Source organism: Singulisphaera rosea, assembly GCF_054877945.1.
Genome location: NZ_JBTYIP020000001.1, coordinates 452,324 through 475,331, shown reverse-complemented (window position 1 = coordinate 475,331; position 23,008 = coordinate 452,324). Strand labels below are relative to the sequence as shown.

Here is a 23,008-nt window from a genome sequence, read left to right as displayed (position 1 = left end):
CAAGGGCGCTGAGCCCCGGTGTTTTGTCCGGGGACAGACGCGGTGCGCGCCTCGGAAGGGTCATGTCGTCTGCCCTCGTTAGCGTTGCGACTCGAGGGTCTCCTGGGGCCTGCAACAGCGTCCACCTCGCCCGCTCCAGGCGGAGCCTCGCCCCCTCGTCGACGGCGACCCGGGGCCGATCGAAGTCGATTCGAGTACGTGGAACTCGCGCGGACGAGACCGGCATGGGCTCGTCCGAGCGATCTGAGCACCCTTGATGTGACGCACGAGCCATGATGCGACCCAACCTCGATGTTAAGAAAAATGGCGCCCCCTCCGACGCCCTGTTTGACTTCCCATTGGCAGAGTCCACACTCGTAGTGATCGGTCGCCCGTGTCTATCGCGGGCGCCAGAATTCGCCTGCTCGACCCCTCAGAACCCACACCTTTCGAATTCTTTCCCCCAACTTCTTGACATCCCAATCACCGCGGTGGATGATTGACTGCGTGCATGTAGCCAATCACTCAGGCGTGGTAGGCTTCTAAGGGGATTGGCCCCCTGGCCCTCCCATGGGATTGGGGCGGAAGGCCGCGACTCACTGTCTCAGATTATTTGCATTTGTCGATGGGTTGCTAGACGGCGACTTGCCTTGGAGAGGCGGGCGAACGCGACCAAGCCGGTCGCGAGGGGCGTCGATCTCCACCGGGACGGATCCTGAACGAGAAACAGGTCGAATCACCTTGATCATCTGGAGTTCTTTCCTCGGGTCGAGTCGCCGCCTTTCCGGCGAGCGCACTGCGGGGAGGGGGGCTCCGAAAGCTTTCCGGAGAGCTTGTCGATGGACAGCCGAGATAAGAACAGCCGCAATCAAGGGCCTGATCGCCGCCGACCGGGCCATAGCCGTCGCGAGCGAGAAATCCTCAATTTCGAGGCGCTCGAAGAGCGGACCCTCCTGAACGCGACCGCCGGGGATACCCCCGTCTGGCACGCGACGAATCTGAATGTCTCCGACGTGAGGAACGGTCCGCTGGCGAATGCCGGCCAGGACCTGATCAACGTTTATCAGGCGTTCCAGGCCGCGAGCGGCGACGGCTCCAAGGTGGCGGCGAAGTATCCGGGCATCCGGTTCCAGGGGAACTTCGTCGGGGTCGACGTCCAGGGCTACGGGAACTTCACCACGTTCCTCAGCACCCTCAAGTCGGCCGGCATGCAGGTCACCGCGGCCGACTCCAACCGCCAGATCGCCGAGGGTTGGCTGCCCATCAATGCGATGGTGAACGTCGCACAGGCGACCCAGACGGTCGGCCTCAACCCGGTCTACACCCCGTCGGTCAACTATAAGGGGGTCGCCAACAACGAGGCCGCGACGACGATCAAGGCCGACACGGCGGTCTCCCAGTTCGGCGTCAACGGGGCCGGGGTCAACATCGGCGTCCTTTCCGACAGCGTGAGCCAGCTCAACAACGGGACGGGGCTCGCCCAGTCGGTGGCCTCGGGCGACCTCCCCTCGGGTGTCAAGGTCCTTCAGGACGGGCCTACCGACGGCACCGACGAAGGGCGGGCGATGCTCGAGAACATCTACGACATCGCTCCGGGTGCCAACCTCGCCTTCGCGACCGCTTACGGCTCCGGTGGTGAGCTCGACTTCGCCAACAACATCCGCGCCCTCGCCTCCCAGGCGAATTCCAAGATCATCGTCGACGACGTGGGCTACCTGACGGAGCCGATGTTCCAGGACGGGATCGTTTCCCAGGCCGTCACCGACGTGACCAAACAGTACGGGGTCACGTACTTCAGCGCCGCGGGGAACGCCGGGAACCTGGGCTACCAGTCGCAGTTCCGCGCCGTCAGTGCCTCGGTCGGGTCGCTCGGATCCGGCACGTACATGAACTTCAACCCGAACTCCGGTGGCGTCGCGACCTCGCTCGCGATCACGACCGGCCCTTTCGCGATCTCCCCCGGCACCGGCATCACGATGCAGTTCGACCAGCCGTGGTACACGACTTCGGGCGTGACCTCGGAGGTTGATATCTACATCCTCGACGCCAGCGGCAAAACCGTCGCCTCGGGCGTCTCGAACAACGTCGCGACCCAGACGCCGTACCAGTTCGTCGACCTGTCGGCCCTGTCTCCGAACACGACGTACCAGGTCGTCATCAAGGTGGCCTCGGGGTCGGCCCCGGGCCACGTCCAGTTCATCCAGTGGGGCGACAACGTCCTCGCCTCGGTCTCCCAGACGTACGGCAGCGCGGGGGGGACGACCTACCCGACGACCTACGGACACCCGACTTCGAACGACGCGATCGGCGTCGGTGCGGTCCCCTGGTGGGCCACCAGCCCGACGGCCACGCCGAGCTCGCCCCTCGCCTCGGAGCCGTACAGCTCGTTCGGTCCCGCGTTCATCGAATACGACTCTCTCGGCAATAAGCTGCCCCAGGCCCAGTCGCGGCAGACGCCGGTCATCTCGGCCCCGGACGGCGGCAACACCTCGTTCTTCGGCGAAGTGGTCAGCACTTCGCAGCCTCCTTTCCCCGGTCAGCCCGCCACGTCCACCAACCTGTCCCAGAACCTCCCCAGCTTCTTCGGGACCTCCTCGGCCGCCCCGAACGCCGCGGCCGTGGCCTCGTTGATCCTCCAGAAGAATCCCGCCGCCACGCCGACCGACATCCGCAACGCCCTCATCGCCTCGGCCACGCCACTCAACGGCGCCGGCACGAACTCGTGGAATCCCCAGGGCGGTTACGGCATGATCAATGCCGTCAAGGCCCTCGCGTCGCTGAACGCGCTGAGCGTCGTCACCACCACGCCGTCCGCCGGCTCGACGATCACCCAGGGACCGGGCGTCATCACGGTGACGTTCAGCAAGCCCGTCGTCCTCTCCTCGATCACCGCGGCCGACCTCGTCTTCACCAACCTGCCCACCGGCGTGACGGTGACCTCGGCCGGAGCCCCGATCGGCGTCGATGACCCGACCTTCCCGACGGTCGTCTCGTTCCCGATCTCGATCAACTCCTCGGCCGGCACGCTGGCCAACGGCAGCTACACCTACAAGATCCAGGGGGCGATCACCGCTCAGGCGGGCCAGCAGCTCACCCCGTCGAATCCGATCAGCTTCACTCTTAGCGATACCACCGCGCCTCGGATCGCGAACACGACCATCACCGGCCGGACGATCACGATCCAGTTCAATGAGCCGATGCGGGAGTCGACGATCACCGCGGCGAACCTCCAGGTGATCCGCGCCGGCGGTGCGAACACGCCGTTCGGCACGTCGAGCCAGGTGGTCGTGAGCAACGACCCGAACTTCAAGATCAACTACGACCCGACGACCAACACCGCCACCCTCGACCTCTCCGCGATCGCCCAGACGTCGCTCCCGACCGACCACTACGAGATCGTGGTGAGGACGGGTGCGTCGGACATGGTCGGCAACACCCTCAACGGGTCGTTCTCGAGCGGAGTCTTCCCGTCCGGCTCGCCGACCAACGGCACGACGGCCGGCTTGCAGTTCGTCCAGGATCTCGGCGTCCAGACGCTTGGCGCCCCGATCATCACGACGCTGACGCTCCAGCCGACCTCCGACACCGAGCTCGCTGGCGACGCGAACACCAAGGTCACGCAGCCTTCGTTCGTCGGCCAGGTCGTTTCCAGCTTCCCGGGCGCCGTGGCGGGACTGACGGTCAAGGCCGTCTTCAATGACTCGACCGGGGCGACGGTCACGACGAAGACCGACATCAACGGCTCGTTCACCTTCCAGACCCCGATTTCGCTCGCCCAGGGTTACTACTCGGTCACCGTGACGGTGACCGGCCTGGCCGGGACGAGCGGCGGGACCGGCGTCTCCGCCACCCAGACCTTCTCCTTCCGCGTGGATACGAGCGCCCCTCGAATCCTCGGGGCGATGGCGAACGGCGGGACCACCGACCTGCCCATCGCGGGTTCGGTCATCACGGGCCCGTTGCAGACGATCGTCCTGAACGTCCAGGACCTCAGCAGCCCCTCGACGGGCGGCCACGCGACCCCCAACAGCCTCCACCTCGGGCCCCTCGACCCGGCCACGGCGACCAACGTCGCCAACTACTCCCTCTTCAACACCACCACGCAGACGGACGAGAGCTCGTTCCTCCTCAGTGCGACCTTCGCCGACACGACGAACTACGACCTGCTCGCCCAGAACAACCTGCCGATCGACAGCTACCTCGGCCAGATCCTCCTGACGTTCGCCTCGGGCCTTCCCGCCGGGACGTACACCCTCACCGCGCATACGAAGGACGCGACCCACACCGGGATCCTCGACGCGGCCGGCAACGCGCTCAACAACACGAACGCGACGCAGTCGCCGGACTTCAAGATCACCTTCAGCGTGCAGACCCAGGCGGTCTACATCACGGGGATGCAGGCCCTGTCCGGGACGACGGCGAACTCCGCGGTCGTCGGCGGGCCCAGGTCCTATTATGAGATCAACCCCACCTCGGCCGAGTCGGCGTACATCAATGCTCCGCCGAAGTCGTTCCTGCTCAGCTTCTCGAACCCGCTGAACCCGGCCTCGATCAACAACAACTCGGTCCAGGTCATCGCCTCGCGAGACTCGGCGAACGGCACGGCTGACGGTGACTTCGGGACCCTCGGCGTCGCGGGTCTCGGGAGCACCGGCACCGGCTTCACCGTCCTCCAGGGTGTGACGGTCAAGCTCATCAACCCCAACCAGTTGCTCGTCACGCTGGCGAGCGACCTGGCGGCCGACAACTACCGGCTCTACCTCCCGAACGCCGGCGCGAGCACGGTCACCGACATCTACGGCAACCAGCTCGACGGCGAGTTCCTCGGGACCTTGACCGCCAACGGCTCCTATCAGGACGAGCTCGACACCGGCGACGAACGGGCGGGCCTCTCGGGCGACGGCACCCCCGGCGGTGCCTTCATGACCGGGTTCGTCGTCGCCAAGCAGGGCGACGTCATCTACACCCGGCCCGACGCCATCGACACGCTGTCCAACCCCGCGCAAGGGACAGTCGACTCGCCGTTCGCCACCTTCGCCCCCGAGTCGATCAAGACCGCGACCAACCCGACCGACCCGTTCGGCGGGCCGAACGACATCTCGAACTACACGACCTTCAACGCGAACTACGACCGCAACGGCGACGGGAAGTTCGAGCGGTCGGCCTTCTACGCCGCCCAGGCACTGACGGCCCGGGACAACAGCCCCGTGGTCATCATCGCCCTGCCCGGCATCCTCCAGCGCAACCCGATCACCGGGGCGTCCCAGCAGGCGACCTACGTCCTCCAGGCTCCGGCCGGGTCGAACAGCTACAACGACGGTAGCGCATCGGTGCCGTTCGACACGATGCTGGTCATGACCGCCGGGACGACGGTCAAGCTCCAGAACGCCACGCTCTACGTCCAGAACCAGGGCAGCTCGCTGCAGCTCCTGGGCGGGGCGAACCCGAACCAGCAGGTGACCTTCACCTCGCTGAACGACACCCTGCCTCTCGGCTCGACCACGACCGGCACTCCGGTGAAGTCGGGCGACTGGGGCGGCATCAAGATCACCAACTTCGACGACAAGGGTTCGGCGAACCACCTCCGAGGCTTCACGACCTTCCCCGTCGACGGACTCTTGAAGGGCGTGAACGGCGCGGCGGCGGTCTCCGGGGCCCAGGACGCCCTGACGATCCTCAACTACGCCAACATCCGGTACGCCGGCGGGGCGATCTCCAACAACCCGACGGTCCACTTCGACGCGGTGATGCTGGCCAACAGCCGGCCGGTCATCACCAACACCAACATCAGCTTCACCGGCAGCGCGGGCAGCTCGGCGCAGGCCGCGATCTCCGCCGACCTCGACTCGTTCCGCGCCGACGACACCGCCCGGGGTCCGCTGATCCGCGACGACACGGTCAGCCAGAACAGCCTGAACGGCGTCTGGGTCCGTCCCGACGCCTCGGGCGTGGCCCAGGCCTCCGACGCGATCGTCTATCCCAACAACCCGGTCAAGATGGGAGGCGTCCAGAACTATGTGTTCGACGCGACTCTTCCCTATATCTTGACCTCACTCATCAATGTCGGGACGCAGCTCCAGGTCGACAACAACGGTAGCCAACTCCCGCTCGGCTCGATCTTCGGCGTGATGAACCGGCTCAGCATCCTGCCGGGCCGGATGATCAAGTCGCAGCGTGGTGCGGGGATCGAGGTCGTCACCGACGGCTCGAGCCTGATCATCGGCCCCCAGACCTACATCCAGGGCTGGCAGGCCGGAGCGACGATGTCGAACACGGCGAACACGCCGGGCCTCCCCTCGTTGCCGGTCTCGGACTACGCCCCGGTCAACGCCGACGGGACTCCCAACGTCAACTTCAAGGCGAACTCGACCGACGTCGCCCAGGTGCTCTTCACCTCGCTGTACGACAACACGTCGAGCACGACCTACACCAACCCGACGACCGGCAAGACGAACACCATCGTAGCGGCGAACGACGCCACCAACAGCAATGGTGCCAACCAGCCGACGCCGGGGAACGTGCCCTCCATCGCCCGCTGGGGCAGCGTGACCTACGATTCGGGCTCCTACGGGACGGTGTCTTCGGCCACCTTCCAGTACGGCGGCGGGCCGACCAACGTCGTCGGCGGTACCGTCACTCGCAACGTCCTCTCATTCCTCGGGGCGAGCGGGAACAGCCGGGCCGCGATCGTCAACAACACCACGGGCCAGATCGTCGGGACCACCTCGTCCGGCGGCTTCAACGGTGGTGCGACCACCGACACCCAGGCGTTCTTGCCGAAGCTGCCCCAGGATCAGTCGATCGTCGCCTTGCCCGGTCTCGGCACCAGGGTCATGGTGACCAACAACAACCTGTTCGACAACGCCAACTCGGCGATGGGGATCGACCCCAACGGCCTGCTGGCGGGCGACCCGCTCCGGCCGCTCAACTCGGGCGATCCGTACTTCCGCGGCAACGTCCTCCAGCGGAACGGGGCGAACGGCCTCGAAGTCCTGACCGGGCCGATGCCTATCGACGCGACCAACCTCTCGGTCAACTCGGTCTGGGCTTCGACCGACCTGCCGTACATCCTCTACGGCACGATCGTTCCCAGGAACGCCCCGCTGACGGTGGGGGCGGCACCGACGTCCAGCTCGGTCGCCTCGTCCAAGCCCTTCATCACGCTGACGATCCAGAGTGCCCTCCCCAATACGCTCCTGGCCGACGGCACCTCGATCCCAAAGCCGGGCGAGTCGGTCGTGGTCAAGCTGCTTAACGTGACCAACGGCGCCCCCGCGGGCGACGGCAACAGCACGGCAAGCAACACCGAGCTCGGTGGTGCAGGCTTCCTCTTCGGCGTGGACGATGGCAACGACGGTGTCCCGTCGCAGATCATCGACCAGGGCAATAAGAGCGAGCTCCGCATCCTCGGCATCCCCGGCAACGAGACGACCGGCCAGGACCGCATCCCCGCGGTCCTGACCTCGATCCACGACACCACCGTGCCGCTCAACGTCCGCGGCGTCGACATGTCGAAGACGATCACCGGAGACACGACCGCCCCGGCCCAGGGCGACGGCGGTGTGATCTACTTCGGCAGCTATTCGCAGACGACCTACAACGCCTTCGACATCCGCGACGGCAGCAAGATCGACAACGCGGATATCCGCTACATCACCCGGATCGAGGTCCAGGGCGGTAGCGCCCTGACGGACGGCCTGATCACGGCGGACTCGGTCCCGCCGCTGCCGGCCGCCACGACCGCCGATCCCAGTGCCCTGACCGATTTCTACGACGCGATCAAGTCGGGTCAAGAGTGGTTCGACCCGGTCAGCGGCACGTTCCAGTCCAACGCCGCCTACCAGCAGAACACCAACAAGCAGTTGACCATCTCGAACTCGAACCTGGCCAACTTCTCGCAGGTCGGCGTCTTCAGCCACCCCGGCTTCCAACTCGTCCTCGACGGTGTCCGCGCCCCGATCGACGGGACGAACGTCGAGCTCCTGATGTATAACGACACCCTCTCGAACATGCCGGTGGGTGTCCGAGTCGTCGGGCAGAACGATGCCGACACGAGCGACCCCGACTCGATGGAGTTGCTCGTCCTCAACAACACCTTCTACCAGGTGCAACTCGCCCACGACATCCAGTCCGTCGCCTTCAACGGGACGAACGGACGGGCGACCGTCAGCTTCGTGTCGATGGACAGCATCTACTACGGCACCGGGACGGACACGGTCTTCAAGACCGTGGGCCAGATCGACGGCAGCATGTCGCAGTACGGCCTGTTCTTCAACAACGGGACGATCGTCAATAGCACCGGATTTCTCCAAGGGCCGTTCGACAACGCCCAGCCGATCTTCGGCAACCCGATGTTCGTCGACCCGACGACCGGCAACTTCCAACTCTCGGCCGGTTCCCCCGCGATCGACGCGGCCCGGAGCGAGTTGGGCCTCGACCCGACCCAGAGCAGCGTCTCGGGTGCCACAGTCTTCGGCGACCTGGTGCCGCTCACGAGCCAGCAGCTCTCGATCGCGGGCGGCATTCTGAACGGGAACGACCGCAACGGCGGCCGATTCTTCGGCGGTAATGGCACCTCGACCTTCTTGAGCCTGCCGGGCTACGCCTTGCGAGGCTACATCGACCAGTGGACCCCGGTGGCGCAGGCGTCGACCAACCTCGGTCCCAATAACCTCCTCAACCTCGCGACCTACGCCTACGTCAAGTCGGTGAACGGCGTGAGCGACCAGTTCGGGTTCCTCCGGCAGAACGACACGGGGAGCGCGAACGTCGGGTTCGGCAGCAACCCGTACTACGACATCGGTGCCTACGAGTTCCGGCAGTTCTTCCCGCCTCACGTCACGGCCGTCACCGCGACCGTGCCCAGCTCCTCGGGGACCGGGACGACCGCATTCAACATCTACAACGTCGGCGGCATCGCGGGCAGTGCCCAAACGCCGCAGACCATCCAGTTCCAGTTCGACCACGCGATCGACCCGAGCACGATCAACAGCAAGACGGTGTTGCTGGAGGAGTCGGGCGGCGACGGGATCTACGGGAACAACAACAGCCCTCTCGACCACTTCATCGACCTGACCGGCAAGCTCTCCTTCAATTCGGCGACGAACGTCTTGACGATCAGCCTCGGGTCGTCGGGAGTCGTCCTGCCGACCGACCAGTACCGCATCTTCCTCAACGGCAGCGGCGCGAACGTCATCCGGGACCCGCAGGGGAACGCCCTCGACGGCGACAACACTCTCAACGACGATCCCAGCAATCCGCAGCTCGCCCTCCCGTCGGGCGACGGAAAGCCGGGCGGTAACTTCTTCCTGACGTTCGTGATCAACACCAGCGCGTCCTCGGTCGTGCAAGGGAGCCTCTCCCTCGCCCCGACCTCGGACACGAACCGGATCGACCAGATCACGTACAACAACCAGCCGAGCTTCACCGGTGCGATCACGGACGTGGCTCCGCAGATCGTCCCGCTCGGCAACCAGACGGTCGTGATCGACATCTCGACCCTGGGCAACGGCGTCTTCGACCGCACCAACGCGGGCACGGCCTTCACGAACGCGGACGGGACCTTCACCGTCACCGTCGGGACCGACGGGGCAGGCACGGGCCTGGTGACCAACACCAGCCCGCTGCCGAACTCGTCCTACAACGTCGGGGCGAACGGCCTGCTGAACTCCCCGGCCAACTCCGCCCTCATCGGGTCGGGCGGTACGACCGTCACCGGCAACTCCAAGGTCCGCGTCCGGATCATCGACAGCAGCGGCAACTCGTCGACCCCGACCGACCCGAACGCCCAGGCGAACTTCATCGTCGACACGAGCGGGCCTGCAATCTCCAGCTTCAGCCCGTCGTCCGGGACGCTGGTCCAGCCCGACTCGTCCGGCAACATCAAGTTCACCTTCGTCACCAACAAGAACATCGACCCGGCCAGCCTGAACACGAACTCTCTGATCGTGACCAGCGCGGGCCCCGACGGTGTCCTGGGGACGGCGGACGACGTCGCGGTGCCGGTCGCCTCCACCTCGGTCACGGTGACCCCGCTGAAGACCGGCCAGTTCGGTTCCGAGCAGATCACCTTCTCGATCGGCGGCCAACTGGCGAGCAACCTCTACTCCATCGTCCTCAAGGGGACGGGTGCGACACCGATCATCGACATCGCCGGCAACCCCCTCGACGGGCAGTCCGGCAGTGGCGGTTCGGACTTCAGCACGACCGTGGTGGTGAACAACCCGACGACCGCCGCGACCCTGTTCGTCGGCCCGGCGGGCTCCGCGACCAGCACCACGGCCGCCCTCGGCACGAGGGCCAACCCCTACACGACGATCACCGCGGCCCTCAACGACGCGGGTGCCGGTGACGTGGTGGCGGTGCTCCCGGGCGTCTACAGCGAGAACATCACGCTCAAGTCGCTCGTCCAGGTCGTCTCCGCCGACCCGAGCAGCACCGACTCGAACGTGGTGCCGGGCAACGCCCAGGCGACGATCATCCGTCCCTCGGTCGGGTCGTCCGGGTCTCCGGCCGTCACGGCGACTGGCCTCTTCAGCGTCCCCGGCCTCTCGACCGAGATCCGCGGGTTCACGATCGCCAACTCCCTCATCGGCAGCTCCGCCGCGGGTCCGATCAACCCCTCCTCGGTGGGTATGTTGATCCAGGACTCCGACGTCCTGGTCGACAAGAATTACTTCATCGACTCGGGGATCGGCATCGACGTCCAGGTCACGGGCGCCAACGCGGCGGTGCCCACGATCGAAGACGACGGCGTGATCGGCAACCTGATCGGTATCCAGGTCGACGACCTCGGCAGCACCACGTTCGCCTCGGGGTCGCTCATCGACATCGTGAACAACACGATCGCGTTGAACACGACCGGCATCCTGGTGAACGCCCTGGCGACCTCGCCGCTCCTGGCCCAGGCTGAGAACAACATCTTCTGGGAGAACCACGACCTGTCCACATCCCGGGCAGGCTCCGCGATCCAGGCCACGGTGGCCAACAAGATCGTCCCGCGCTACAACATGTTCTCGGGCAACGGCCCGAGCGAGACGAACTACACGGACGACACCATCAACGTCGGCTCGGGCTTCAATCCGGCGGCCCTCACCGGCACTCCGGACTCGCTCGGGAACTTCATCGGTTCCCCCGGTTTCGTCTCCGCTCGCGACCCGAGGCCGACCGTCGACGGCCCGGCGGTCTTCTACAACGAGGCCAACTTCGACCTGACCGTGGGCTCCGCGGCGATCGATTCGGGCAACAACTCGGCCGCCCCGGCGACCGACTTCCTCTCGAGGACTCGCGTCACGATCCCGGGCCGAGGCTTCCCCGGCACCGGTCCGGCGGACGTCGGAGCCTTCGAGTACAAGGGTGCCGCGGGCATCGCCGCCGGTGGCTCCTTCCGGGTGGTCACCACCTCCCTCGCCGTGGGCGGGGCGGCCCAGGCCGCGGGCGCCACGCTGACCACGGCCCCGACGTCGATCACCGTCGACTTCTCGGGCAACGTGAACCGGAACTCGGTCACCGCGGCCGACCTGGTGCTCTCGGGCACCGGCCTGAACTCGGCCTCCCCGGCCCACGCCACGAGCCTGACGTGGATCGATAACCACACGGTCCGATTCAACCTCGCGGGAGGCTTCAAGACGTCCGGCGTCGTGAACATGTCGATCGCCGGCGGCTCGGTCCTGAGCCAGACGAATTCTCAGGTGAGTGGGTACTCCGACACGATCCGGCTGAGCGTCACCCCGACGCCCACGCCGACTCCGACCCCGACGCCCACCCCGAGCCCGACCCCGACGCCGACTCCGTCCTCGACCATCACGGTCACGCAGAACACCCCGCCGGCCGCCCCGGCCCCGGTCTCGGCCCCGATCTTCTTCGGTGCCTTCCGTGGCCTGCGTCATCGTCCTCTGATGCACGCCCCGGTCCACAAGGTGATCCGCAAGGCCCCGGTGCGGCGAGTGGCTCGTCCCAAGGCCCATGTCAGGGTGCCCCGGTTCAAGATGCACACCACGATGGTGCATGCCCAGGCCCACCCGTCGATGAACTCCCACCTGCTCCATCGCTTCATCTGAGCGTCGGAGGTCAGTAACAACCCATGAATCGCCAGCGGGCGGCCCGAAAGGGCCGCCCGCTCTTCGTTCGAAGTCGACCTCACCGGTCCCTGGAGGGCCCTCCTCGCCTCAGTCCCCTCCCTTGAGTTCTCCCTGGCTCGTCCCTCCCGGATCAATCGCCTTGAGCCCCGCCTTCGATAGCCGGCTCATGATGACCGGCCAGTGACGCTCGTAGCTATGCGAATCCATCGTGTGAGAGCATTCGATCTTCTCGCGGTCATACCTCCCCACGACCCGCACGCCGCCCGGCGCCCGGCCGAGGGCCTTTCGCACGGCGTTGACGCTCGGTGCCCTCACGTAGAATCGACCCATACTCCACCCCCGTTCCCCTGTCGGCCTTGCGTGTGTTAGGCTCGGACGACCGGATCCGACCGAACTCCCGAGCCGAGCCCCGCGATGAGCGACACGCCCACCAATATTCGCGCCCATCAGAACGACCAGACCCTCGAGCTCGCCTGGGAGAGCGGCACCGTCGATCGCCTCCCGTATCGGCGACTGCGGGGCGAATGCCCCTGCGCCGTCTGCCAGAACGAGTGGACCGGCGAACGGATCCTCGACCCGGCGACGATCCGCGAGGACCTGAACCTCGATGGTATGGAGCTCATCGGCAACTACGCGGTTCGCTTGAGCTGGAACGACGGCCATTCCTCGGGCCTCTACACGTGGGACGCCCTCAAGCGGCTCGCGTCCCCCGACTCCCGTTGAAACTCGAGTCGATCGGATCAGGTTCCCAACGAAGAGAATCCGAGCGCGCCGTGGAACGCCCCAAGCTAACGGTCGCCATCCCGACCTACAACGGCGCACGTCACCTTGCCGAGGCCTTGCGAGGGATCGAGGCGCAGCAGGGGGTGACCTTCGATCTCCTCCTCTGCGACGACCGTTCCGACGACGACACGGTCGCGCTCGCGACGGAGCAGCTCGGGGACCGGGCCCGCGTCGTGGTGAATCCCGAACGACTCGGGCTCGCGGGCAACTGGAACCGTTGCGTCGCGATGAGCCGGACCCCATTCGTCGCGATCTTCCATCAGGATGACCTGATGGATCCCGGCCACCTGGCCTCGCACCTCGATGCGATCAAGGCCGTTCCGGAGGCAGGCTTGATCGCGAGTTCGGCCCGGATCGTCGACGAGAACGGAGAGGCGGTCCCTGACTCGCTCATCGAACGCGGCGGGCTTGGGCCGGACCGTACGTTTCCCGCGGGAGACGCGTTACCCCTCCTGGCGGGCTCGAACCCACTCCGATGCTCGGGCGTCACGATCGCCGAGGAAGCCCATCGACGGCTCGGCGGATTCGACCCGTCCTATCGGTACGTCGTCGATTGGGAATTCTGGCTCCGCGTCGCGAGGGAGTGGCCCATCGTCTGGCGGTCCGCCTCGACCGTCGCGTTTCGCTGGCATTCCTCGAGCGAAACCCATCGCTTCAAGACGGGGACGAAAGACCTCGACGAGACGATCCGTCTCGTGAATGAACTTTTCGCCCGAGAGGGTGCGTCCTGGGCTGACGGCGACTTTCTCAGGAAGGCCGCCGATCGGAGGTTGGCCCGCGCGTTCCTGAATCGATCCTACGACGCCCTTAAGAACGGTGACCCCGCGTTGGCCAGGACGTGTCTCTTTCGTGCCGTCACGCTTCGCCCCGCGATCTTGGCCACGATCGCGTCCGACCCCCGGCTCGCCCCCCAGATGGCCGTCCTGGCTGTTGCACCCGGTGTGGCGCGGCGTGTCTTTTCGAACCGATGACCGTCCCGCATGCCTCCGGTCAGACGTCAAAAAGTTGATCGATCGGGCATCGGAAGCCGGGGAGGACGTCTTCACCTTCCAGGATTTCCCCTTTGCGCAGGATCCGGCTTTTTCGCTCCGCGTGGTGCGTTTGAACCTCGAGCGAATAAGGATTGACGACCCAGACGAGTCGGACGCCCGCGTTCAAGAAATCGTTGACTTTGATGCTCACATCAACCACTTTATCGTTCGGCGAGATCACGTCGATCGCGAGGTCGGGGGCGACCCGGCCATGCCCGTCGGCTTCGCCGCCCTTAGGGAGTCGTGCTCGGCTCGTGAACGAGACGTCGGGAATCCGGACCTTGTCTGGGTCATCCTGGAAGATCTGGTAACTACCCTGGGCCCCGTTGACCAGTCCGAGTCCTTGCTCCATCACGAAATAACCGACGAGAATAAGAATTCTCGCGGCGACCGCGTCGGATTTTTGTCCCATCGCTTCGCGCTCCACGAATTGCCCTTCGATAAGCTCGGGCATGGGACGATCGGCGGTCGACAAGAGGTCTTCAGGCAAGTGGCGGGTCGGGGACGCGGTAGCCATCAGTACGAACCTCCCTTGTAGCCGTCCGTGGGATCTGTCCATAATAGCAGTTTGAGGATTGATCTGCCATCCGCGGAAGGCCATCGGCGACGTCATGAGCATCGAAACGACAAGCCCACCCCCCTGCTCTTCGCGCAAGGCCGAGGCCAACGTCGCGCCGACGCAGTTGCCGATCCTGCCGTTGGTGCCGCTGATGCTGCCGCACTTGCCGGCGTCCTGCGCGGAGATGGAACGTCGGGGGTGGGACTACGTCGATGTGGTCCTCGTCTCGGGGGATGCTTACGTCGATCACCCCGCGTTCGCGATGGGGATCCTCGGCCGGGTCCTCGAGGCGGCCGGGTTCCGGGTGGCGATCCTGAGCCAGCCGGATTGGCGGAGCGCCGACCCCTGGCGGCAGTTCGGCCGGCCTCGCCTGTTCTTCGGCATCAGCGCCGGGAACATGGACAGCATGATCAACCACTACACCGCCAATAAAAAGGTCCGCAACGACGACGCCTACAGCCCTGCGGGCCGCATCGGCTTGCGGCCCGACCGCGCGACGATGCCCTATTGCCAGCGGGCCCGGGAGGCCTTCCCGGGGGTGCCGGTGATCGCGGGAGGGGTGGAAGCGTCCCTCCGCCGGCTCGCCCACTACGACTACTGGAGCGACACCGTCAAGCGCTCGATCCTGCTCGACTCGAAGGCCGACCTCGTCGCGTTCGGGATGGGCGAGCAATCGATCGTCGAGATCGCGCGACGACTCGCTGCCGGCGAGACCGTCCGTGACCTGCGGGACATGCGAGGCGTCGCCTATGCGCTCGGCGCCAAGGACACTCCCCCGACCGATGCGCTCGTCCTCCCGTCGTTTGAGGACGTGAAGTCCGACAAGACGAAGTTTGCCAGGGCGACGCGCCTGATCCACCAGGAGACGAACCCGCTCAACGCGAAGCGCCTCGTCCAGTTCCACGACCGCCAGGCCGTCGTCGTCAACCCGCCGTGTCTGCCGATCAGCCAGGACGACATGGACCGGGTCTACGGACTCCCGTTCACTCGACGGCCTCACCCGATGTACAAGTCGGAGGCGATCCCGGCCTTCGAGGCGGTCAAGGACTCGGTCACGATCATGCGAGGCTGCTTCGGTGGCTGTACCTTCTGCTCGATCACGGCCCACCAAGGGCGGATCATCCAGTCGAGGTCCAAGGAGTCGGTCCTCGGCGAGCTCCGTCGTCTCGGGAAGGACAAGGGTTTTTCCGGGATCGTCTCCGACATCGGCGGCCCGACCGCCAACATGTACCAGATGCGCTGCACCAGGCCCGACGTCGAGGTCAAGTGCAAACGTCTCTCGTGCGTCCATCCCAAGGTCTGCAAGCTGCTGGGGACCGATCACGGGCCGCTCATCGATTTGATGCGAGAGAGCCGGGCCGTCGAGGGCATCCGCAAAGTCCATGTCGCCTCGGGCGTCCGGATGGACCTCGCGCAACTCTCCCCGGAATACCTCGAGGAACTCGCCGCGCACCACGTCGGAGGCCACCTTAAGGTCGCCCCGGAGCACACCGACCCCGAAGTGCTCCAACGCATGAAGAAGCCCGAGATCAACGACTACCAGTCGTTCGATCGGTCATTCCGCGAGGCGAGCAATCGCGCGGGCAAGGCCCAGTACACCGTCCCCTACTTCATCGCGTCGCACCCCGGCAGCGACCTCGACGCGATGATCAATCTCGCCCTCTTCCTGAAGCGCAACGGCTACCGGCCCGACCAGGTCCAGGACTTCATCCCCGCACCTTTCGACATCGCCACGTGCATGTATTACGCCGGGATCGATCCCTTTACGGGGGCTGAGGTCTACGTCGCCAAGGGGCTACGCGACAGGAAGATGCAGCGGGCGTTGATGCAGTTCTTCAAGCCCGAGAACTATTTTATGGTTCGCGAGGCCCTCCTGAAGGCCGGTCGTCAGGATCTGATCGGCTCCGGGTGCGATTGCCTGATTGCGGCGAACCCTCCGAAGGAAGCTCTCCGCGCCCGGATCGAAAAAGCGAATCAGTCGCTGGGAGACGGGAAGTATGTTCACCAGATTGAGGGTGATCGAACGCCCAGCCCCTCCAACGGTGGTTATCGTCCCGGCCGGAAGTCCGCCCAAAGGCGACAGGGGAAGAGGACTGGGCGGTAGGGTCGCCTCTGGATGAGGCTAGATCCCATTTGGTCGTCATCCTTATCCTTCACGAGGAACGCAAGAAAACCTCCGTTGTAGCTGGCGGGCCTCGACTGTAAGCCGGCGAAGATGGCTCGGCCTTGCCAGGCGTGATCGGAGAAGAATAGAGTCGGCCCTGTTCTATGGGGGGTATCATGACGGCAACTCTTATCCAAGATCGTGGTCGGGGACCCGAAATTGCAGGAACTCGAATCACGGTCTACAACCTGCTTCAGTCGTTCCCGGATCCAAACGCGACGGAGATGGAAATCTGCCGCGTCTATGAGTTGACGCCCGAACAAGTGGCCGCCGCACGTGCCTATGTGTTGAGTAATCCTGACACCGTCCTGGCGGAGCATCTCAGGATCGAAGAAAGAATTGCGGCAGGTAATCCGCCGGAGGTGAAACAGCAGTTCGAGCGGACGAAGTCCACGTTCAAGATGTTCAAGGAATGGCTGAACGAGCGGGACGCCGCGGCGTCCGATGACATGGAGGGACGGGCGAGTCCCCACCAGTACCCGACCTTCCGCGAATGGTTGGCGGAAAGAGAAACGGATTGAGTGAAGGGGCACGGGATGCAAGGCTTGCTGGCCGATGTCAACGTCCAGGGACATTTGACGTATCTGAAACGGCTTGTGGAAAAGCAAGGCCTATTGGAATTCTTGACGGAACTGGGGATCTCTCTCGCGAACTTTCCCGACCTTGGTCTCGACGCGGGTATGGATGACCGGACGCTCTGGCACTACTGTCAGCGACATGGCTGGGTTCTCTTTACAGATAACCGAAACCACGAAAATGAGAATCCACTCGATGCGACGATTCTGGATTCGTGGCATGAGAGGCCTCTTCCGGTGCTGAGTTTGGCCGACAAGAGCAAGTTCGAGAACAGCGCAAATTACGCCACCAGGGTTGCGCGAGACGTTGCCGAACCGTTTGTCGAAACCTTCGTTCACGAGGTTCGCAATCAGCCTCGCATCTAAGTCCCAATCTAGTCGACCCTGTGGTGGTTACTTGTGATTACGTATAAATACAAGATAATAGTGCGTTGGGTCTGGGGTGATATGTCCACGAGATCGAGTTGCCGCGAACCGCGGGACGTCTCCCTTCCCAGTCTCACCGACGGCGATTGTTGCCTGTTTCGCAAGGCGGCATACCGACGCTCGTGCTATAACCGACGGATGGGAACGACGAGAGTGGGATTTGTCTTCAGGTTCCCTAAAACCTTCGTCGTGACTCCCGACATTCCCCGCCCCGACCTCTCTTCACGATCGATGATCCTCCGATGACCCGACGTCCGACCCGACCCGCTCCCCGATCCAAGCCCGGCCCGAAGAAGACCCGCCCGCCGTCGGCGGGAGGGCGGTTGAGGGGCGCACCCGAGCCCGATCTTGTCCGATTGCCGGAAGCCCCGAAGCCAAAGGCGGCTCGCGGGCGGGCACAGAGTGTTCCCCCCGCGAAGGATCGAGGCCGCGTGCGCGACGCAACGCACGTCGCCTCGGTCGACGTCCTGGCGGAAACGGCCGTGTCGATCGCCCTTCGGGTCGAGCGGACCGTGCTCGAGGAGGGGAAGCGAGCCGACCGCGCGATTGCCACCGTGCTGCGGACCAGGCGAGACCTCGCGACCCCCGATCATCGATTCATCAGCGACTGCGTCTTCGCCCTGTTCCGTTGGCGAGGGTGGGTCGACCCGCTCCGCCTGTCTCGGGCGGAGGATCGGCTCCTGCTCTCCTGGCTGCTCGACGCCCCGACGGTCCACCCCGTCTGCCGGGCCTGGGCCCGGGCCACCGGTCACGACCCCGCGCGGCTCAACGCCCTGGGCGACGCCCCGAACTGGACGGCCCGCGCCGAAGGCTTGAAACGCTGGATGGATGGCCGTCCCGTGACGGCGGATCCCTGGCGGCTCTTCCCCGGTTGGCTCCGCGAACATCTGCCGCTTCCCCCCGGGGGGGCCTCGCCGAAGACGAAATACCTCGAGCTCATTCGCAGTCTCCAGACACGTCCTTCGCTTTGGCTCCGCGCCCAAGGGGCCGACGAGAAGAAGACCTGGGCCGAGCTGGCCGAAGGGGGGCAACGCCCCTGGATCCACCGCCGCCTCACGACCGCCGCCAAGATCGACGCCGAGGCGGACGTCCATCATCTCGGACCCTTCACTCGGGGCGAGCTCGAGATTCAGGATCTCGCCTCCCAGGCCGTCGGCCTGGCCTGCGACCCGGATCCGGGCGAGCGTTGGTGGGATGCCTGTGCGGGGGCCGGAGGGAAGTCGCTCCACCTCGCCTCGCTGATGCGCGGCAAGGGACTGGTTGTCGCCACCGACTCCAATCCCTACCGGCTCAAGGAAGCCGTCCGACGGGCCCGTCGCAGTCCCTTCCGGAACATCACCACGAAGGAATGGGACGGGCGTCACGTCGCGGGCAAGCCCAAGAGCTTCGACGGGGTGCTCGTCGACGCCCCCTGCTCCGCGATCGGGACCTGGCGGCGTAATCCCGACGCACGCTGGACGACCGAGCCCGAGGCGATTCGGCGGCTCGCCGAGATCCAGGCCCAGCTGCTCCACGCCGCATCCGCGGGCGTCAAGCCCGGCGGAAACCTCGTCTACTCGGTCTGCACCCTGACCCCGACCGAGACCACCGGGGTCGTCGGTGCGTTCCTGGAGTCACACCCGGACTTCCACCTCGATCCCTTCCCACACCCACTCTTGGAAGGATCGACTGACGGCAAAGTCCTGATTTGGCCGCAGGATTCCGACACCGACGCGATGTTCATCGCGCGGCTGATCCGAGACCCGGGATCGAAGTAGCGGAGTCGGTCGGTTGATCTCGGGGGTAATGATGCGACAACCCTACGAGACAACCGACCCGAATGGAAAGCCGTGGGGATGTCACGACGATCTCAACGTCGTGACCCCGCGAGTCAGTCCTCTAGGACGTAATTGAGGTCAGTCCCCTCGGGCTTGATCACGGCGACGAGTCCCGAGTCCCGGGCGTTGCTGTAGCGGACGGGGATGACGATCTTCGCCTTGTTCGCCGCCTTGGTCACGATGGCGGGATCGGGTCCTTCGGGTCCCCGTTCGGACTGCCCCTCCAGGTACTCCTTGTTGTAGGCGGAGATCGCCACGCGGTAGCGTCCCACCTTGATCCCGTCGCTTTGGGTCACGCTGGTGACATTCTGAATGACCCCGCCGGCGATCTGACCGGTGGCGGGGGTTCCCTTCGGATCGAAGGGGAGGAAGCTGATCGTTCCTAGTTCCACCGGGGAGTTGTGGTAGGTCACTTTCCCGGTCACGGGCACGAAGACCTTCGTGCCGTCCGGCTCATAAGTGCATCCGACCGTGGCAAGGAGGGGGAGGAGAGTGAAGAGGGCACCGAATCGGGACATCGATCGGAAGCTCCAAGGACGGGTCAGCCAAGAGTCAGGATCCGCCGTCCGACCGCCCGGCACCGGCCGACTGGCCAGCCTCGGGCAGAGGACGGCCGTCGACCTTAGTCCGTGAGGTCCTTGTCGAAATTATTTGTGCTCGGAGAGACCTCGAATTCGAGACCCGAGGTATCGGCGAGAGAGTACTTCGACGGAACCAGATTCTTGGCGTTCTTCACGGATTTCGCGAAGGCCTTATCATGATGGAACTGGCCCCCCTTCGCAATCGCTTTCAGCTCGGTCGTGTCGATGGACTTGGACGTCACGGTCACCTTGTACTTGCCCGGCAAGGCGCCGTCACCATTTTTGATGGTGGTCAGTGCATATCGACCGTTCTCGATCTGACCGGAGGCCGCTCGGCCTTCGGGATCGACCGGAGCGAAGTTGATCATCCCGTTTTCGACGGGGGTCCCCTTATAAGTGATGTTGCCCGAGACCGGGATTCTGGGGGGGAGCCCGGAGTCGTCACCGCAACCCAGACAGGTGATCAGGGACCACGAAAAAACAACCGCGGCCGACCGGAGTCCGGACGGCCCGTGCAGGCGAGTCTTAAACATGGACGGATGATTTCCTTGGTGTGGTCGGCCTTCGGAGGCCCTGTCCGTAATGAGGAGCCCCCCGGGCGGCATAAGCCCGAGGGGAACAGGATTCATCGGGCCGCGACCGGGGCCGGGGCCCCGATCGCGTGTGGGTGAGATCGCGATCAATAGGCGTCGGCGCTGATGACCTCGCCGCCGTTCCGGCTGCCGAGGGCACAGTAGGTCGCCATGCTGATGCTGGTCTTGAGGAAGTGGACCGAGCCGTCGGCGAACAGGAAGTTAGCCCCACCCGGGTGGAGGCTGACGAAGCCCTTGGCGGCTGCACCGAAGCGGCAGCCGAGCGGGGCGGACGAGGCCTGCCAGGCCTGGTTGCATGAAGCAGAGGCCGCGTCGACGGTGTTCGAGTTCCAGCCGAGTGGCACGGTCATGCCGGCGAGGCCACCGTTCTGGAACCAGAAGTTGCTGTCACCCGCTCGGCTCGGCATCATTTCGCCGACGACGATGCTGTTGCTGGTGCCGTCGGTCACGCTGGCCTGCGACGCCGGGGGCTGGGTGAGGCGGTAGTCGAAGAAGCCACGCATCGTGCCGGCACCGGCGGTGAACCCGTCGGGGAGGCCGAAGTTCGTGCCCCAGTAGCCATTCCAACCGATGCGCGGGGCACCCGGAGCCGGCGAGCCGTTCCAAGCGGTTTCCCAGGGCAGGTTGCCGCAGAGGACGCCGCCGCAGTAGTTGTCGCCGAAGCTACCGGCGTAGTTCGAGACCGGGACCATGGCGGTGGCAACACCCGTGTTCGGGTCGGTGACCTGGTTGCAGAACTGGCCCTTCGGGTTCGAAGCGGCGAGCTGGCCGTTGGGGAGCTTGCCGTTGCCGTTCTCGCCGTCGGAGGGGCAGATCCACGAGGTCATCGTGACCGAGTAGGCCGTGAAGAACGAGGCCGACGAGGCACCACCGTCGTTCGCGTTCAGGACGAAGTTCAAGGAGTTGTAGATGTTCGTCCCTTCCATGAGCGGCAGGACCATGGCTCGCCAGTTGAGCGAGTTGGCACCCTTGGCCCACGGGTTCCCCGCCTGGGTGATGCCGCCCGGGGGATAGGTCTGGTACAGGTCGGCGTAGTTGGCCAGTGCCAGGCCGATCTGCTTCATGTTGTTCGTGCACTGGATGCGGCGGGCGGCCTCGCGGGCGCTCTGGACGGCCGGCAGCAGCAGGGCGATCAAGACCGCGATGATGGCAATCACAACCAGCAGTTCGATGAGCGTGAACGCTCGCTTGGCCTTCACCTGACACGACGTGAGCATGCATGACCCTTTCAGAAAATGACGGATCGAATGGACATCGGACGCGAGATGAGGCGGACGGACGAGAACGAACGGCGCAACACCATCCTCATTAACCCTTCGAGCGGTTAACGCAGGACCGAGTCGCGGATTGGAGACGACTCGATTCACGAACGAATTCGGACGAGACGACACGGCGGCCGACCAGACATGGGCGGCCCAGGACGAGAAACGTGATGAAAGATGCGTAGAACCAATCAGTCAGGATCGGCTGGCGTCCAGGGGAGGAGTGAGAGTGAATCAGCCCCCGAACAGCGTGACTTGAACGATGTGGATTTTATGACTCCGTCGACGACAGGGTCAAGGAGAATTTGGGCGTGGAACGCCATCTCTGATCGCAGATCATCGATACGCATGTCGAAAAACAACGCGCATAAACCTAGGAAGTTAACCGTATGTCGAAGAGAAAATTCACGAAATATTTCGAAATCTATGTGTGATTAAGTGTTCAGAAAACAGTGATGTCGAGGGTCGGAGCCGACGGGTGGAATCGTCCTCGAGGGAACTCACGCGGACCGAGGAACACACCAAAGAGACGCCGGACGAGTCGACGGATCTCGTTGCTTTTTAAAGTGTTAGGGCAACCCATTGAGGGGCGGATCGTCCCGACGGGATGCTCGAGACGGCTCGATGACGAGGCTTGGAGATGAACTTTCGGTGGGGTCACCATGAGGTTTCGACGAATTTTTTCATCGGTCAAATCGACAGCAACTTTCGTGGGAGAGCCCAAAATCGTCGTCGACGAAATAAATAGGCCTGGATCACCTAATGGTTTCAGAGAGTGTCCAAAGAAAAATCCTAAGACGCTCGTTTTTTTTTGCGGATGGTGGGAAAAAGGAACTCCCACGAGGGTCGGGAATCGGGTCATCAAACTCCGCAGACCGACCAACCAAAGGATCCATCACAGAGCTCCCCTCCTAAGGAGCGTCTTCCGCGACTGTCCTGTCCCATCGGCTCGGAATAATGCGTCCTCGACTCCAATGATCGACTCATGGGTGCGTGCTGTTGGTGCTATCCAAGGTTATGCACACCCCGAGAACGATCCGATCCCACGCGGACGGTTTCCGACGCAATCATGAGCGCCGGCGCGAATACAAACCTCGAAGACGGTGGATTCAACCCCGACCGAAGCGAAGGAAATGAGTGCTCGGTATCCGCCGAACT

Annotated in this window: 12 protein-coding genes; 7 read left to right on the top strand and 5 right to left on the bottom strand. The window is 64.6% G+C overall.

The window, feature by feature from the left end; all coding sequences use genetic code 11:
* The first annotated feature begins 818 nt into the window (after window positions 1-818).
* Window positions 819-12,038, top strand: a complete 11,220-nt coding sequence (locus ACYOEI_RS01835; protein WP_462847553.1) for a choice-of-anchor Q domain-containing protein — start codon at window positions 819-821, stop codon at window positions 12,036-12,038.
* A 108-nt stretch (window positions 12,039-12,146) separates the two neighbouring features.
* On the opposite strand, the gene ACYOEI_RS01830 is transcribed toward ACYOEI_RS01835, so the two are convergent.
* Entirely contained in the window at window positions 12,147-12,389 is a 243-nt protein-coding gene (locus tag ACYOEI_RS01830; RefSeq protein ID WP_462847552.1) for a hypothetical protein, read from the bottom strand.
* 84 nt (window positions 12,390-12,473) lie between these two features.
* On the opposite strand from ACYOEI_RS01830, the gene ACYOEI_RS01825 reads away from it, so the two are divergent.
* Together ACYOEI_RS01825 and ACYOEI_RS01820 are read left to right on the top strand one after the other, a co-directional pair.
* A complete protein-coding gene (locus tag ACYOEI_RS01825; protein WP_462847551.1) occupies window positions 12,474-12,782 on the top strand; it encodes a DUF971 domain-containing protein in 309 nt (102 codons plus the stop codon).
* A gap of 50 nt (window positions 12,783-12,832) precedes the next feature.
* Window positions 12,833-13,813: a glycosyltransferase family 2 protein gene (locus ACYOEI_RS01820; protein WP_462847549.1), complete on the top strand. Its 981-nt coding sequence runs from the start codon at window positions 12,833-12,835 to the stop codon at window positions 13,811-13,813.
* Between the two features lie 19 nt (window positions 13,814-13,832).
* Here ACYOEI_RS01820 and ACYOEI_RS01815 read toward each other — a convergent pair whose 3' ends face one another.
* Window positions 13,833-14,390 (bottom strand): Uma2 family endonuclease, encoded by a 558-nt coding sequence (locus ACYOEI_RS01815; RefSeq protein ID WP_462847548.1) that lies wholly within the window; start codon window positions 14,388-14,390, stop codon window positions 13,833-13,835.
* A 193-nt stretch (window positions 14,391-14,583) separates the two neighbouring features.
* Here ACYOEI_RS01815 and ACYOEI_RS01810 point away from each other — a divergent pair, with 193 nt between their 5' ends.
* From ACYOEI_RS01810 to ACYOEI_RS01795, 4 genes are all read left to right on the top strand, one after another.
* Window positions 14,584-16,536 (top strand): YgiQ family radical SAM protein, encoded by a 1,953-nt coding sequence (locus ACYOEI_RS01810; RefSeq protein WP_462847863.1) that lies wholly within the window; start codon window positions 14,584-14,586, stop codon window positions 16,534-16,536.
* A gap of 176 nt (window positions 16,537-16,712) precedes the next feature.
* On the top strand, window positions 16,713-17,117 hold the full coding sequence (locus ACYOEI_RS01805; protein ID WP_462847547.1) for a DUF433 domain-containing protein: 405 nt from the start codon (window positions 16,713-16,715) through the stop codon (window positions 17,115-17,117).
* A 15-nt stretch (window positions 17,118-17,132) separates the two neighbouring features.
* Complete coding sequence (locus ACYOEI_RS01800; RefSeq protein WP_462847546.1) at window positions 17,133-17,537, top strand: DUF5615 family PIN-like protein; 405 nt, start codon at window positions 17,133-17,135, stop codon at window positions 17,535-17,537.
* 491 nt (window positions 17,538-18,028) lie between these two features.
* Window positions 18,029-19,354 carry an RsmB/NOP family class I SAM-dependent RNA methyltransferase gene (locus tag ACYOEI_RS01795; RefSeq protein WP_462847545.1) on the top strand — a complete coding sequence of 442 codons (1,326 nt, stop codon included), beginning with the start codon at window positions 18,029-18,031 and terminating at the stop codon, window positions 19,352-19,354.
* A gap of 113 nt (window positions 19,355-19,467) precedes the next feature.
* On the opposite strand, the gene ACYOEI_RS01790 is transcribed toward ACYOEI_RS01795, so the two are convergent.
* The 3 genes from ACYOEI_RS01790 to ACYOEI_RS01780 form a co-directional block, all read right to left on the bottom strand.
* The gene (locus tag ACYOEI_RS01790; RefSeq protein ID WP_462847544.1) at window positions 19,468-19,932 is read right to left on the bottom strand and encodes a hypothetical protein; all 465 of its coding nucleotides are present in this window, start codon (window positions 19,930-19,932) and stop codon (window positions 19,468-19,470) included.
* A gap of 104 nt (window positions 19,933-20,036) precedes the next feature.
* Complete coding sequence (locus tag ACYOEI_RS01785; RefSeq protein ID WP_462847543.1) at window positions 20,037-20,528, bottom strand: hypothetical protein; 492 nt, start codon at window positions 20,526-20,528, stop codon at window positions 20,037-20,039.
* Window positions 20,529-20,674: 146 nt separating this feature from the next.
* Entirely contained in the window at window positions 20,675-21,805 is a 1,131-nt protein-coding gene (locus tag ACYOEI_RS01780; RefSeq protein WP_462847542.1) for a DUF1559 family PulG-like putative transporter, read from the bottom strand.
* Between the last annotated feature and the right edge of the window lie 1,203 nt (window positions 21,806-23,008).